This is a genomic window from Pseudomonas sp. H2_D02 (assembly GCF_054677635.1).
The window spans coordinates 687,229-701,696 of the sequence record NZ_CP162816.1 but is presented as its reverse complement, the minus strand read 5'-3'; the positions used below and the strand labels follow the sequence as shown (position 1 = coordinate 701,696).

Here is a 14,468-nt window from a genome sequence, read left to right as displayed (position 1 = left end):
CGCCCTCGCTTAGATTTCAGCAGCCAGTTGGTTTACCAGCTCTGCGTGCGCGTTTTGATCGATTGTGGCACCCAGGATCTTCGAAGCACCGCCAACGGCCAGGCTACCCACTTGGGCACGCAGCGCGTCTTTGACACTGTTGAGTTCCTGTTCGATCTCGGCTTGAGCCTGAGCCTTCACACGGTCAGCTTCGACGCGAGCCTGTTCACGGGCTTCGTCGACAATCTGGGTACCGCGTTTCTTGGCTTGCTCGATGATTTCAGCTGCCTGAGCTTTCGCTTCGCGCAGTTGCTGACCCACTTTCTCATGGGCCAACTCCAGGTCGCGAGCTGCACGGCTGGCAGCGTCCAGACCATCAGCGATCTTCTTTTGACGTTCGTGCAATGCCGCAATGACCGGAGGCCATACGAACTTCATGCAGAACAGTACAAAAATCAGGAACGCAACGGACTGGCCAATCAGGGTCGCATTAATGTTCACGCCAACACCTCGCAGTTACGTTGTCCATCACACCAATCTACTCGAGACATCCGAGTAATTAGCCAGCGATTTGACCAACGAACGGGTTCGCAAAGGTGAAGAACAGAGCGATACCAACACCGATCATGGTTACGGCGTCGAGCAGACCGGCAACGATGAACATCTTGACTTGCAGCATTGGGACCATTTCTGGCTGACGCGCTGCGCCTTCCAGGAACTTGCCGCCCAGCAGGCCGAAACCAATTGCGGTACCCAGTGCGCCCAGGCCGATCAACAGTGCAACAGCGATAGCGGTTAGACCAACTACAGTTTCCATCTTTCCTCCCGACTTTTACGTCGTATGGTTTAGGTTTTTTAGATTTTAAAGCGGTAAAACAAATCGTTTCCCAGCCCGTACCGGGCTCCTTCCCGTGTGACCGGGAAGGACATCAGACTAGTCGAGACTGGCCTTAATGGTTTTCTTCGTGCGCCATCGACAGGTAGACGATGGTCAGCATCATGAAGATGAACGCCTGCAAGGTGATGATCAGGATGTGGAACACAGCCCACGCCCATTGCAGCACCACACCCAGGCCGCTGAGCCAGAGCAGGCCGCTGCCGAACATCACAGCGATCAGGATGAACACCAGCTCGCCGGCATACATGTTGCCGAACAGACGCAGTGCCAGAGAGATTGGCTTGGCGATCAGGGTCACGAATTCCAACAGGAAGTTCACCGGGATCAGCAGGGCCTGAACCAGGATGTTCTTGCTGCCGAACGGGTGCAGGGTCAGTTCGCCGATGAAACCGCCGATGCCCTTGACCTTGATGCTATAGAAAATGATCAGTGCGAAAACCGAGAACGCCATGCCCAGGGTCGCGTTCGGGTCGGTGGTCGACACGGCGCGGAACGGGATATGGTGGTCGCCGGAGATCAGGATGGCCAGCTGAGGAATCCAGTCGACCGGTACCAGGTCGACGGCGTTCATCAGGAACACCCAGACGAAGATGGTCAGTGCCAACGGTGCAATCACCGGGCTACGGCCGTGGAAGCTGTCTTTCACGCTGCCATCGACGAATTCGACCAGGACTTCAACGAAGTTCTGCAGTGCACCTGGCTGACCGGAGGTCGCTTTCTTCGCCGCCATGCGGAAAAGGAAAACGAAGATCAGGCCCAGTGCGACCGACCAGCCGAGGGTATCGACGTGGAAAGCCCAGAAGCCCATTTCCTTGGCTTCTGCTGCGGAGTGGGCAAAACCCCAGCTGCCGTTAGGTAGCTGCCCGAAGGTCAGGTTCTGCAAGTGGTGCTGGATATAGCCCGAAGCGGTTGTTTCTGCCATGGTTGCCTCAAACGCCCTAAGGTCTCGAAAGTCTTGTTCTCATTAGCAGGGGAGCGAACCAGCTGACCATCTGGGTCAGCAGGAACACGCCGAATACCGCCAGCGGCGCCAGTGGCTTCACACCTGCGAACGTCAGTGCAAACAGCACTGCCGTCAAAATCAATTTCCCCGCCTCGCCAGCATAAAAAGACCGGACGATGGCTTGGGCTGCTCGGGCGCCGGAAAACCGAAAGGCCCTGTGAGCAAAGTAAATATTGGGAAGCAAGGCTATCAGGCCTCCGCAAAGACCCGAGTATCCGGCGACGACTCCTTTCCATTGCCAGAGCGCCAACGTGGCGATCAGTACAACGACAAACTGGGCCATCAAAACCGGGAAAACTGCCAGACGATGGAACGGCAAGCGGTTTGGCGTGCGTGTTTCCATCGCTTTTGCTCTCCAATGGTCGGCTGCCTGAATTCACTAACTTGGCATAATTTGTGCCGACAAAATGCGCGCAGAGTATAGGGGCGGTTCTGCCCCTATTCAACCTTCAGGTAGTGATTTCCGACTGCGCGCTACAAGGGCAATTGTTTCAGCGAATGTGTGCAAGGACACCTTGCAGCTCGTCGAGAGAGTTATAGCCGATCACCAACTGCCCCTTGCCCTTCTTTCCGTGGCGAATCTGCACCGCAGAGCCTAGGCGCTCGGCCAGGCGCTGTTCCAGGCGAGCGATATCCGGGTCAGGTTTTGGCGCCTCGACAGGGGTCGGTTTACCACTCAACCACTGACGGACCAGTGCCTCGGTTTGGCGCACGGTCAGACCGCGTGCGACAACATGTCGCGCCCCTTCAACTTGTTGATTTTCCGGCAAACCGAGCAATGCCCGGGCATGACCCATCTCCAGGTCGCCGTGGGACAGCATGGTCTTGATGACTTCAGGCAAGGCAATCAACCGCAACAGGTTGGCCACCGTCACCCGGGACTTGCCCACCGCTTCGGCCACTTGCTGCTGGGTCAGTTGGAATTCCTGCTGCAAGCGCTGCAGGGCCACGGCCTCTTCGACCGGGTTGAGGTCCTCGCGCTGGATGTTTTCGATCAGCGCCATGGCGATGGCCGCTTCGTCCGGCACATCGCGGACCATCGCCGGGATGGTTTCCTGGCCGGCCTGCTGGCTGGCGCGCCAGCGGCGTTCGCCGGCGATGATCTCGAAGCGGCCATTGGCGATCGGCCGGACCACGATCGGCTGCATCACGCCCTGACTCTTGATCGACTGTGCCAGTTCTTCCAAAGCTTGCGGGTCCATGTCCCGACGTGGCTGGTACTTGCCACGCTGAATCAGGTCCAGCGGCAAATGTTGCAATTCGCGCTGATCCGTCTGCACGGCCTGCTCTTCCAGTGAACTGACGGTCGGACCGCTGAGCAGCGCATCCAGTCCACGTCCGAGACCTCGTTTCTTGACGGCCATGGGGTTTCCTTAAGTTGGCTGGGCTGCAGCGATGCGTGGTTGGCGGCGCTGACGGCGAACCATCTCGCCCGCCAGGGCCAGGTAGGCCAGCGCACCACGGGATTGTTTATCGTAGGCCAACGCCGGCATGCCGTAGCTCGGCGCTTCGGCCAGGCGAATGTTCCGCGGAATGACCGTGTCGTAGAGCTGCTCGCCGAAATGCTCCTTGAGCTGAGCCGATACGTCGTTCATCAGGCTGAGGCGCGGGTCATACATGGTCCGCAGCAACCCTTCGACTTTCAGCTCCGGGTTCAACAACTCGGCAATGCGCTTGATGTTATCCACAAGGTCGCTCAGCCCTTCGAGGGCAAAGTACTCGCACTGCATGGGGATAATCACCCCATCGGCGGCCACCAAGGCGTTGAGCGTCAGCATCGACAACGACGGCGGGCAGTCGATCAGGATGTAGTCGTAATTCTCGCGAACCGGCGCCAGCGCGCTGCGCAGGCGGCTTTCCTTCATCTGCATTTCCAGCAGCACCACTTCGGCCGCCGTCAGGTCGCGGTTGGCCGGCAGCAGTTGATAACCGCCATGCTCGGAGAAATGCATGGCCTGGCCCAGATCGCACTCGCCGATCAGGACATCGTATATGGAGTTTTCCAAGCCATGTTTATCCACACCGCTACCCATGGTGGCGTTGCCCTGTGGATCGAGATCGATCAACAGCACCCGACGCTTGGTCGCGACCAGGGATGCTGCGAGGTTGATACAGGTGGTGGTCTTGCCCACACCACCCTTCTGGTTCGCTATCGCGAATACCTTAGCCATTCTTGCTTGTGTTCCCAATCATGCCGTGCGGCGCAGTATCAGCAGATGGCGTTGGCCTTGGCAACCGGGTACGGTCAAGGCGTGTTCGCTATCGAGGTGGAAGTCTGCCGGCAATGCTACCAGCTCATCGGCCGGATGAACGCCCTTCATTGCCAGCCACCGCGTATTGGCATCGCCCAAGTGGCGAGTCCAATTGCTGAAGTTCTCCATGCTGCTGAACGCCCGGGAGATGATCCCGTTGAATGGCTCAGCCGGCTGGAACGCTTCGACGCGGCTGTGGATAACTTGCAGGTTATCCAGTTTGAGTTCGAGTTTGACCTGGGTCAGGAAGCGGGTCTTCTTGCCGTTGCTGTCCAGACAGGTCACTTTTGAGTCGGGAAACAGGATCGCCAACGGGATACCGGGCATGCCGCCGCCACTGCCGACGTCCAGCCAACGTCCGTTCTCGATGAAGGACATCACGCTGAGGCTGTCGAGCAAATGCCGCGAAACCATTTCATCCGGATCACGCACCGCGGTCAGGTTGTAGGCCTTGTTCCACTTGATCAACAGCGCCAGGTAACCCAGCAATTGAGCATGCTGGGCTTCGCTCAGGCTGACGCCGAGCTGACGGGCACCTGTGGATAACTCTTCAGCGTGTTGCGAGGTGACCATCGAACTCAAGCGCTTTGCTCCAACTGGCGGCCCGCGCCGCGTTTTTTCAAATGAATCATCAACAGCGAAATCGCTGCCGGGGTTACACCGGGGATGCGCGATGCCTGGCCCAGGGTTTCTGGACGCGTTGCGCCGAGCTTGCTCTGGATTTCTTTCGACAACCCGGAAATGCCGGTGTAATCGATATCCACAGGCAGCTTGGTGTCTTCGCTGGCACGCAGGCGGGCGATTTCATCCTGCTGGCGGTCGATGTAACCGGCGTATTTGGTCTTGATCTCGACCTGTTCGGCCACTTGCGGATCATCCGCTCCCTGGCCGGTCACTTCCACCAGCCCGACGTAATCGATTTCCGGCCGGCTCAACAGGTTGAGCAGGTTATATTCGTGGGTCAGCGGCGTGCCGAATTTCGCCGCAATGGCATCGCCCTGCTCGGTACCCGGACGAACCCAGGTGCTTTTCAGGCGTTGCTCTTCCAGTTCGATATTTTCGCGTTTCTTGCAGAACGCAGCCCAGCGCACGTCATCCACCAGACCCAACTCGCGACCTTTCTCGGTCAGGCGCAAGTCGGCGTTGTCTTCACGCAGGATCAGGCGGTATTCGGCACGGGACGTGAACATCCGATACGGTTCCTGGGTACCCAGGGTAATCAGATCATCCACCAACACACCGATGTACGCCTCATCGCGACGCGGACACCAGCTGTCTTTGCCCTGGGCACGCAGTGCCGCGTTGGCACCGGCCAACAGGCCTTGGGCGCCGGCTTCTTCGTAACCGGTGGTGCCGTTGATCTGCCCGGCGAAGAACAGGCCGCCAATGGCCTTGGTTTCCAGGCTGTACTTCAGATCTCGCGGATCGAAGTAGTCGTACTCGATCGCGTAACCCGGACGCATGATGTGCGCGTTCTCCATGCCACGGATCGACTGCACGATTTGCAGTTGCACATCGAACGGCAGGCTTGTGGATATCCCGTTCGGATATAGCTCATGGGTGGTCAAACCTTCCGGTTCGATAAACACCTGATGGCTTTCCTTGTCGGCAAAGCGATGGATCTTGTCTTCGATCGACGGGCAATAGCGCGGGCCGACACCTTCGATTTCACCGGCAGCGGAATACATCGGCGAACGATCGAGGTTCGCCGCGATGATTTCGTGGGTGCGTGCGTTGGTATGGGTGATCCAGCAACTGACTTGCCGTGGATGCTGTTCCTTGTTGCCCATGAACGACATCACCGGGATCGGAGTATCGCCAGGCTGCTCGGTCATCACCGAGAAATCCACGGACTTGCCGTCGATGCGAGGTGGCGTACCGGTTTTCAGGCGCCCGACACGCAATGGCAACTCACGCAGACGGTGAGCGAGAGCAATCGACGGCGGATCCCCGGCGCGCCCGCCGGAAAAATTCTGCAAACCGATGTGGATAAGTCCACCGAGGAAGGTCCCTGTGGTCAACACCACGGAATCGGCGAAGAAACGCAGGCCCATTTGCGTGACCACACCGCGCACCTGGTCCTGTTCGACGATCAGGTCATCGGCCGCCTGTTGAAATATCCACAGGTTCGGTTGGTTTTCCAGGATCTCGCGGACCGCGGCCTTGTACAGCACTCGGTCAGCCTGTGCGCGGGTAGCGCGCACGGCCGGACCTTTGCGGCTGTTCAACACACGAAACTGGATGCCGCCTTTATCCGTGGCCATGGCCATCGCACCGCCAAGGGCATCGATTTCCTTGACCAGATGGCTTTTGCCGATCCCACCAATGGCAGGGTTGCAGCTCATGGCACCGAGGGTTTCCACGTTATGCGTCAGCAACAGGGTTTTGGCCCCCATACGTGCTGATGCAAGTGCTGCCTCGGTACCGGCATGACCGCCGCCGATGACGATCACTTCAAAACGGGAAGGGAAATCCACCACGCACCTCGTGCCTGCTTTATTCAGGTAATTCGGAAATAGGTTTTGAGTCTGGTCCTGGGTGTTTTTTGAGCCAGGTCGGCAAGTATAGGGACTTCGCCCTTTCTAAAGAACCCTTTGCACAAAATTTAACCAGCTGTGGAGAACTCGCGGTTAAAAAAATAAAAAAGAAAGAAATTTATAAAATCTTTGTTTTTATGTTTATTCTTACTGAGCACCTTATCTGTGGATAACGTTCCAAAGGCCTTTATTTTCAATGTGTACAGAGATTCAAAACCCTGTGGTCATGTGCCATTGAGGGGCTTGGATAACCGGTGTAAGCCTGTGGATTAATGAGGTGGTTATCCACAGAGGCAGTTATCTTCAGATTTGAAGGTGGTTTATCAACCGACCTCAATGGCAGTTATTCACAGAGCTTAATCCACAGAAACAGCCGACAAGGGGTCGCCGAAGCGCCCGCAGGCACGCCACCATTTGGGCAATCCGTTCAAAAAAGAGAGGAGGTAGCGGGTTTGTGTTGCGCTCGATAGGCCTGTGGCGAGGGAGCTTGCTCCCGCTGGGTCGCGAAGCGGCCCCAAAACCCGCCGAATGCGGAGTACCTGACACACCGCACCCGCCGGTTTACGACTGCTTCGCAGCCGAGCGGGAGCACAAGCTCCCTCGCCACGGGTTCGTCGTCAGTCCGGTGGGGTTATTTACCGATGCAGAAGCTGGAGAAGATCCGTCCCAGCAAATCATCAGAGCTGAAGGCGCCGGTAATTTCGCCGAGGAAATGCTGAGCTTGGCGAAGATCTTCGGCCAGCAGTTCTCCGGCCCCCGCCAAGGTCAACTGTGCACGACCGTGTTCCAGGGCCGCGCTGGCGTGGCGTAATGCCTCAAGGTGCCTGCGGCGGGCGCTGAAGCTGCTCTCCGAAGTCTGTTCATAACCCATGCAGGCCTTGAGATGCTCACGCAGCAATTCCAGCCCCTCGCCCGCCGACCTTGCGCTCAGGCTGATGGTCACGTGGCCGTCGTCGCTGACATCCAGGGCAATCGCTTCCCCGGTCAGGTCGGCCTTGTTGCGAATCAGAGTGACTTTCGCCGGATCCGGGCGGACCTCGAGGAATTCCGGCCACAAGGCAAAGGGATCGTCCGCTTCCGGCGCGGTGGCATCCACCACCAGCAACACTCGGTCGGCTTCGCTGATGGCCTTGAGAGCGCGCTCGACGCCGATTTTTTCCACCTGGTCCTCGGTGTCGCGCAAACCGGCGGTGTCCACAACGTGCAGCGGCATGCCGTCGATGTGGATATGTTCACGCAGGATGTCGCGAGTAGTGCCGGCGATTTCCGTGACGATCGCTGCCTCGCGCCCGGCCAGCGCGTTAAGCAGGCTGGATTTGCCGGCATTCGGCCTGCCGGCAATCACCACGGTCATCCCATCGCGCAACAATGCGCCCTGCCCTGCTTCGCGCAATACTGTGGATAACTCCTCGCGCACCTTATCGAGCATGCTCAATACGTGGCCATCGGCGAGGAAGTCGATTTCCTCTTCCGGGAAATCGATTGCTGCCTCGACGTAGATGCGCAGGCCGATCAGTTGCTCCGTGAGGTTATGCACACGCTGTGAAAACGCCCCTTGCAACGAGCGCAACGCATTACGTGCCGCTTGCGCAGAGCTCGCTTCAATCAAATCGGCAATCGCCTCAGCTTGGGCCAAATCGAGTTTGTCATTCAGAAACGCCCGTTCGCTGAACTCCCCCGGTCGCGCCAGGCGGCAACCCAGTTCAAGGCAACGCTTGAGCAGCATGTCCAGGACGACTGGGCCGCCGTGCCCCTGCAACTCCAACACATCCTCACCGGTAAATGAGTTGGGCCCTGGAAAATACAAGGCGAGCCCTTCATCAAGCACCTGCTGCTGCGCATCGAAGAACGGCCCGTAGTGAGCGAACCGCGGTTTGAGTACGCGGCCGCTGATAGCCTGGGCCGCGACACTGGCCAACGGCCCGGAAATACGGACGATGCCGACCCCACCGCGACCTTGGGCGGTGGCAACAGCGGCGATGGTTTCACGCGGAGTGCTCATAAACCGGTATCCAGACAAAAGTGGCAGATAGCAAAACGCCCCACTAGGGGGCGTTTTGTGTGGTTATCCACAGAGCAAGTTACGCCTCGGCTTTTTTCGTCGCCGCTTCGATCTTACGCGTGATGTACCACTGCTGAGTGATGGACAACACGTTGTTCACAACCCAGTACAGCACAAGACCTGCCGGGAACCACAGGAAGAAGAAGGTGAAGATGATTGGCATCATTTTCATGACCTTCGCCTGCATCGGATCCGGAGGCGTTGGGTTCAGCTGCTGCTGGATGAACATGGTCGCGCCCATGATGATCGGCAGGATGAAGAACGGATCCTTGATCGACAGGTCGGTAATCCACAGCATGAACGGCGCCTGGCGCATCTCCACACTTTCCAGCAGAACCCAGTAAAGCGCGAGGAAAACCGGCATCTGTACAAGAATCGGCAAGCAACCACCCAGCGGGTTGATCTTCTCTTTCTTGTACAGCTCCATCATGGCCTGGGACATTTTCTGCCGGTCATCGCCATGTTGTTCTTTCAGAGCGGCCAGTTTCGGTGCCACTGCACGCATGCGCGCCATCGACTTGTAGCTGGCGGCCGACAACGGGAAGAAGATCCCCTTGATCAGCATGGTCAGGAAAATGATCGACCAACCCCAGTTACCCACGATGCTGTGGATATGTTGCAGCAGCCAGAAAATCGGCTGTGCAATGAACCACAGGAAGCCATAGTCAACGGTCAGTTCCAGGCCTGGGGACAGCTCTTTCAGCACGGCTTGGCTTTTTGGACCGGCATACAGAACGGCGCTCGTTTCGGCTTTTGCACCGGGGGCGGCAGTCAATGTCGGACCGGTGTAACCGATGATGAAGTTGCCTTTGCTGTCTTTACGTGTCTGGACGACGTTGCTGTCGCCTTTCTGCGGGATCCAGGCTGTTACAAAATAGTGCTGCAGCCAGGCAACCCAGCCACCTTGGACGGTTTCCTTCAGCTGAGCCTTGTCCATGTCCTTCATGGACACTTTTTTGTACGGTTCCGAACTTGTCCACAGGGCAGCGCCCAGGTAAGTCGCGGTGCCGGTGGCGGTGCTGGAAGAAGGATCGTCGCTGGCGTCACGCTTGAGTTGCGCGAACATCGCACCGGACCAAGGCTGGGCGCTCTGGTTGTCGATCAGATAAGAGACGGTTACGTCGTACATGCCACGTTTCACTGTGAAACGCTTGATGTAGTTGACGCCATCCTTGCTGAACTTCAGGTCCACGACCAGTTGGTCCTGACCATCAGCCAGTTGATAAGTCTTCTTCTCGGCAGAGTAGATCGGGCGACCGGCCGGGTTCGAATCCGGACCGTTGGTACCGATCAGGCCACTTTGGGCAAGATAGGTGCGCTCGTTACCGTTGTCGAACAACTGGAACGGGATTTCCGGATGATCCTGGCGACGTGGGTACAGCGGCAGCTTCAGCTGGGCGACGTCACCACCTTGTGGATCGATTGCCAGCTCGAGCACGTCCGTCTTGATCTGGATGAGATCTTTGCTTACGGCCACTGGGGCTTCGGCAGGAGCGCTGGTATCGCTTGCCGCACGTGGGATGTCGTCATTGCTGGCAGCGTTGTTGCCAACTGGAGCATCCGGCAGGCTCGGTGCGGTATTGCTGGCTGCAACATTCTGAGTCGGCAGGGCAGCCTGGCCATAGTCCTGGTTCCATTTAAGGACCATGACGTAGGACACGATTGCCAGGGCGACGATCAGGATCGTGCGTTTGATATCCATGATTACTCGGCCATCGAAGAAGAACGGGAGGTAGGGATAGGCGGAACCGGGTCATAACCGCCGGGATTCCACGGATGACAGCGACCTAAACGACGAAAGGTCAGCCAGCCACCGCGCAGGAGGCCATGATTTTCTATGGCTTCGTACGCGTAGCAGGAACAACTGGGGTAGAAACGACAGTGACTGGCCATCAAAGGACTAATGGCGTAGCGATAAAACTGGATCGGAACGAGCGCCAGTTTACGCATCGTGACTGTCTACCCCTACAGTTTCGGTATTGACTGCTGGTACCGGCTTGTTACGGGCCAGTCGCTTCCAGAGCTTGCCGAAATGCTGAATCAATTCGGGGTTTTCTACGTCACCCAAACCTTTGCGCGCGACGATAACGATGTCCCAACCGACCAGTGAATCCTGGTTCAGGCGAAACGATTCGCGCATCAGACGTTTGAGGCGATTGCGCTGAACGGAGAGCTTTACGCTCTTTTTCCCGATAACCAGCCCGAGTCGGGGGTGATCGAGATCGTTGCTGCGCGCAAGGAGCAGGAGATTTTTCCCCGGAACCTTGCCGGTAGGGGAGTCAAAGACTGCCTTGAAATGCCGGGGTGTAAGCAGACGCTTTTCCCGACTGAAGTCCTGACTCACCTCCAGTGCCGGATTATCAAACTGCCAGACGCGCACGACCTTTGGCGCGACGACGCGACAGGACGGCACGACCGTTCTTGGTAGCCATGCGAGCACGGAAACCGTGGGTACGAGCGCGTTTGATAGTGCTTGGTTGGAAAGTACGTTTCATGTCGTGTTACCTGGTTCGTCCACAACGGGCCGGAATGGCCCCCGTTTTAAGAGACCGGGGATTCTAGAGAAAGCAAGCCTCTAGGTCAATTTCCAACCAGCGTTTCCTTTAAATAGATGTCCAGGTGCTTTCGGCTGATTCGTCAGACAGAGCTAGATATAAAAATAAAGAAGGAATTATTTAAAGCTTTTCTGTAAAGCTTATAAAAGCAAGGCTGCCACCTATCTGTGGATAACAGCGTTGAGGCCTTGTAATCCGCCATGTACAGAGAATGACAACTACGCGGGAAAGCAGTGTCCAGCCTGTGCTGCACTGTCGGATAAGCTGTGGGTGGAATGGCCAGTTATCCACAGAGGGTTTATCCACCGAGTTGCCCCCTCACTTGTGCAACGACCTCAGGCATGGTTATCCACAAGGCTTATCCACTGACCGCCCGTCGTCTTTCGTTCACTTAACGCATTGATAAATCATGGGCGACCGACAAGCTGCATGTGGATAAGTGAGCGACTGATCGCTACAATGGCCGCTTGTTTTTGCCTCACCGGCTTTCAACTTAGGGGATGTCCGTGTCAGTGGAACTTTGGCAGCAGTGCGTGGAGCTTTTGCGCGATGAGCTGCCTGCCCAACAATTCAACACTTGGATCCGTCCGCTACAGGTCGAAGCCGAAGGCGACGAATTGCGCGTCTATGCGCCAAACCGTTTCGTCCTAGACTGGGTCAATGAAAAGTACCTGGGCCGGGTCATGGAACTGCTCGACGAGCATGGCAATGGCATGGCGCCTGCGTTGTCCTTATTAATAGGCAGCAAGCGCAGCTCGGCACCTCGCGCCGCGCCCAACGCGCCGCTGGCTGCTGCCGCAGCTTCCCAGGCCCAGCAGGCAGCCCCGGCACAGGTCAACAACCATACCGCCACGGCGCCCACGCCCGCCCCGAGCAAACGCAACGCGCAAAAGGTTGCCGAAGTCAGCGAAGAGCCCTCCCGGGACAGCTTCGACCCAATGGCCGGCGCCAGCTCCCAGCAGGCACCGGTGCGGGCCGAACAGCGCACTGTCCAGGTCGAAGGCGCTCTCAAGCACACCAGCTACCTGAACCGGACATTTACCTTCGAGAATTTCGTCGAAGGTAAATCCAACCAGTTGGCTCGCGCGGCGGCCTGGCAGGTGGCGGACAACCCCAAGCACGGCTACAACCCGCTGTTCCTGTATGGCGGCGTCGGCCTGGGTAAGACCCACTTGATGCATGCGGTGGGCAACCATCTATTAAAGAAGAACCCGAATGCCAAGGTTGTGTACCTGCATTCCGAGCGTTTCGTGGCCGATATGGTCAAGGCGTTGCAACTGAACGCGATCAACGAGTTCAAGCGTTTCTACCGTTCGGTGGACGCCTTGTTGATCGATGACATTCAATTCTTCGCTCGCAAGGAACGTTCCCAAGAAGAGTTTTTCCACACCTTCAACGCCTTGCTTGAGGGCGGGCAGCAGGTCATTCTTACCAGTGACCGCTACCCGAAAGAGATCGAAGGCCTCGAGGAACGCCTCAAGTCACGCTTCGGTTGGGGCCTGACGGTTGCCGTCGAGCCGCCGGAGCTGGAAACCCGTGTCGCGATCCTGATGAAGAAGGCCGACCAGGCCAAGGTCGAACTGCCTCATGACGCCGCTTTCTTTATTGCACAGCGTATTCGCTCGAACGTGCGTGAGCTTGAAGGTGCCCTCAAGCGGGTGATCGCTCACTCGCACTTCATGGGGCGCGATATCACTATCGAGCTTATCCGTGAGTCCTTGAAGGACTTGTTGGCGCTGCAGGACAAGCTGGTATCTGTGGATAACATTCAGCGTACTGTTGCTGAATACTACAAGATCAAGATTTCCGACCTGCTATCCAAACGCCGTTCGCGTTCGGTGGCACGTCCGCGCCAAGTGGCCATGGCCTTGTCCAAGGAACTGACCAACCACAGCCTGCCGGAAATCGGCGATGTGTTTGGTGGACGCGACCACACCACCGTGCTGCACGCCTGCCGCAAGATCAACGAACTTAAGGAATCCGACGCGGACATCCGCGAGGACTACAAGAACCTGCTGCGTACACTGACCACTTGATGACCACCAGCGCAGCTTATTAAGGCAAGGGACTAGACCATGCATTTCACCATTCAACGCGAAGCCCTGTTGAAACCCCTGCAACTGGTCGCGGGCGTCGTCGAACGCCGCCAGACCTTGCCGGTACTTTCCAACGTGCTGCTGGTTGTCGAAGGCCAGCAATTGTCGCTGACCGGTACCGACCTGGAAGTCGAGCTGGTCGGTCGTGTGCAACTTGAAGAGCCGGCCGATCCGGGTTCCATCACCGTGCCGGCGCGCAAGCTGATGGACATCTGCAAGAGCTTGCCCAACGATGCGCTGATCGACATCAAGGTCGATGAACAGAAGCTCGTGGTCAAGGCCGGGCGCAGCCGCTTCACCCTGTCCACATTGCCCGCCAATGACTTCCCGACTGTGGAAGAAGGCCCGGGTTCGCTGACCTGCAGCCTGGACCAGAGCAAATTGCGTCGCCTGATCGAACGCACCAGTTTCGCCATGGCCCAGCAGGATGTGCGTTACTACCTCAACGGCATGCTCCTGGAAGTGTCTGCCGGCGTTATCCGCGCCGTTGCCACCGACGGTCACCGCCTGGCCATGTGCTCGATGCAGGCCGATATCGGTCAACCGGATCGCCACCAGGTGATCGTGCCGCGTAAAGGCATCCTGGAGCTGGCCCGCCTGCTGACCGAGCCGGATGGCAATGTCAGCATCGTGTTGGGCCAACACCACATCCGCGCCACCACCGGCGAGTTCACCTTCACGTCGAAACTGGTGGACGGCAAGTTCCCAGACTACGAACGCGTATTGCCAAAAGGTGGCGACAAGCTGGTGCTGGGCGATCGCCAAGCGCTGCGCGAAGCCTTCAGCCGTACCGCAATTCTCTCCAACGAGAAGTACCGCGGCATCCGTCTGCAACTGGCCAACGGTCAGTTGAAGATCCAGGCGAACAACCCGGAGCAGGAAGAAGCGGAAGAAGAAGTCGGCGTTGAATACAACGGCGGCTCCCTGGAAATCGGCTTCAACGTCAGCTACCTGCTCGACGTGCTGGGCGTGATGACCACCGAGCAAGTGCGTCTGATCCTGTCCGACTCCAACAGCAGTGCGCTGGTGCAGGAGTCCGATAACGACGATTCGGCTTACGTTGTCATGCCGATGCGTCTGTAACCA

The 14,468-nt window shown here is 57.6% G+C and carries 15 protein-coding genes; 2 read left to right on the top strand and 13 right to left on the bottom strand.

Annotated elements, in window-relative coordinates; all coding sequences use genetic code 11:
* Positions 1–9: 9 nt before the first annotated feature.
* The 13 genes from AB4N42_RS03160 to rpmH form a co-directional block, all read right to left on the bottom strand.
* The gene (locus tag AB4N42_RS03160) at positions 10–480 is read right to left on the bottom strand and encodes a F0F1 ATP synthase subunit B (RefSeq protein ID WP_030139033.1); all 471 of its coding nucleotides are present in this window, start codon (positions 478–480) and stop codon (positions 10–12) included.
* A 58-nt stretch (positions 481–538) separates the two neighbouring features.
* On the bottom strand, positions 539–796 hold the full coding sequence (atpE, locus tag AB4N42_RS03155) for a F0F1 ATP synthase subunit C (protein WP_003097235.1): 258 nt from the start codon (positions 794–796) through the stop codon (positions 539–541).
* Between the two features lie 133 nt (positions 797–929).
* Positions 930–1,799 carry a F0F1 ATP synthase subunit A gene (gene atpB / locus AB4N42_RS03150; protein WP_030139032.1) on the bottom strand — a complete coding sequence of 290 codons (870 nt, stop codon included), beginning with the start codon at positions 1,797–1,799 and terminating at the stop codon, positions 930–932.
* A 16-nt stretch (positions 1,800–1,815) separates the two neighbouring features.
* Complete coding sequence (locus AB4N42_RS03145) at positions 1,816–2,223, bottom strand: F0F1 ATP synthase subunit I (protein ID WP_030139031.1); 408 nt, start codon at positions 2,221–2,223, stop codon at positions 1,816–1,818.
* Positions 2,224–2,371: 148 nt separating this feature from the next.
* The gene (locus AB4N42_RS03140; RefSeq protein ID WP_030139030.1) at positions 2,372–3,244 is read right to left on the bottom strand and encodes a ParB/RepB/Spo0J family partition protein; all 873 of its coding nucleotides are present in this window, start codon (positions 3,242–3,244) and stop codon (positions 2,372–2,374) included.
* Between the two features lie 9 nt (positions 3,245–3,253).
* A complete protein-coding gene (locus tag AB4N42_RS03135) occupies positions 3,254–4,051 on the bottom strand; it encodes a ParA family protein (RefSeq protein ID WP_030139029.1) in 798 nt (265 codons plus the stop codon).
* An 18-nt stretch (positions 4,052–4,069) separates the two neighbouring features.
* The gene (gene rsmG, locus AB4N42_RS03130; protein WP_187293307.1) at positions 4,070–4,705 is read right to left on the bottom strand and encodes a 16S rRNA (guanine(527)-N(7))-methyltransferase RsmG; all 636 of its coding nucleotides are present in this window, start codon (positions 4,703–4,705) and stop codon (positions 4,070–4,072) included.
* A gap of 5 nt (positions 4,706–4,710) precedes the next feature.
* Complete coding sequence (mnmG, locus tag AB4N42_RS03125) at positions 4,711–6,609, bottom strand: tRNA uridine-5-carboxymethylaminomethyl(34) synthesis enzyme MnmG (protein WP_030139027.1); 1,899 nt, start codon at positions 6,607–6,609, stop codon at positions 4,711–4,713.
* Positions 6,610–7,300: 691 nt separating this feature from the next.
* Positions 7,301–8,671: a tRNA uridine-5-carboxymethylaminomethyl(34) synthesis GTPase MnmE gene (mnmE, locus tag AB4N42_RS03120; protein ID WP_030139026.1), complete on the bottom strand. Its 1,371-nt coding sequence runs from the start codon at positions 8,669–8,671 to the stop codon at positions 7,301–7,303.
* A 79-nt stretch (positions 8,672–8,750) separates the two neighbouring features.
* A complete protein-coding gene (gene yidC, locus AB4N42_RS03115) occupies positions 8,751–10,433 on the bottom strand; it encodes a membrane protein insertase YidC (RefSeq protein ID WP_030139025.1) in 1,683 nt (560 codons plus the stop codon).
* A 2-nt stretch (positions 10,434–10,435) separates the two neighbouring features.
* Positions 10,436–10,681: a membrane protein insertion efficiency factor YidD gene (yidD, locus tag AB4N42_RS03110; protein WP_010465488.1), complete on the bottom strand. Its 246-nt coding sequence runs from the start codon at positions 10,679–10,681 to the stop codon at positions 10,436–10,438.
* Positions 10,674–11,075: a ribonuclease P protein component gene (gene rnpA, locus AB4N42_RS03105; protein ID WP_030139024.1), complete on the bottom strand. Its 402-nt coding sequence runs from the start codon at positions 11,073–11,075 to the stop codon at positions 10,674–10,676. Before rnpA ends, yidD begins: the two co-directional genes overlap by 8 nt.
* Positions 11,076–11,091: 16 nt before the next feature.
* On the bottom strand, positions 11,092–11,226 hold the full coding sequence (rpmH, locus tag AB4N42_RS03100; RefSeq protein WP_003213577.1) for a 50S ribosomal protein L34: 135 nt from the start codon (positions 11,224–11,226) through the stop codon (positions 11,092–11,094).
* A gap of 566 nt (positions 11,227–11,792) precedes the next feature.
* Between rpmH and dnaA the strand changes: the two genes are divergently transcribed.
* Both dnaA and dnaN read left to right on the top strand, forming a co-directional pair.
* Positions 11,793–13,322, top strand: coding sequence for a chromosomal replication initiator protein DnaA (dnaA, locus tag AB4N42_RS03095; protein ID WP_030139023.1), 1,530 nt, complete (start codon positions 11,793–11,795; stop codon positions 13,320–13,322).
* A 39-nt stretch (positions 13,323–13,361) separates the two neighbouring features.
* Complete coding sequence (gene dnaN, locus AB4N42_RS03090; RefSeq protein WP_003196145.1) at positions 13,362–14,465, top strand: DNA polymerase III subunit beta; 1,104 nt, start codon at positions 13,362–13,364, stop codon at positions 14,463–14,465.
* Positions 14,466–14,468: the final 3 nt, after the last annotated feature.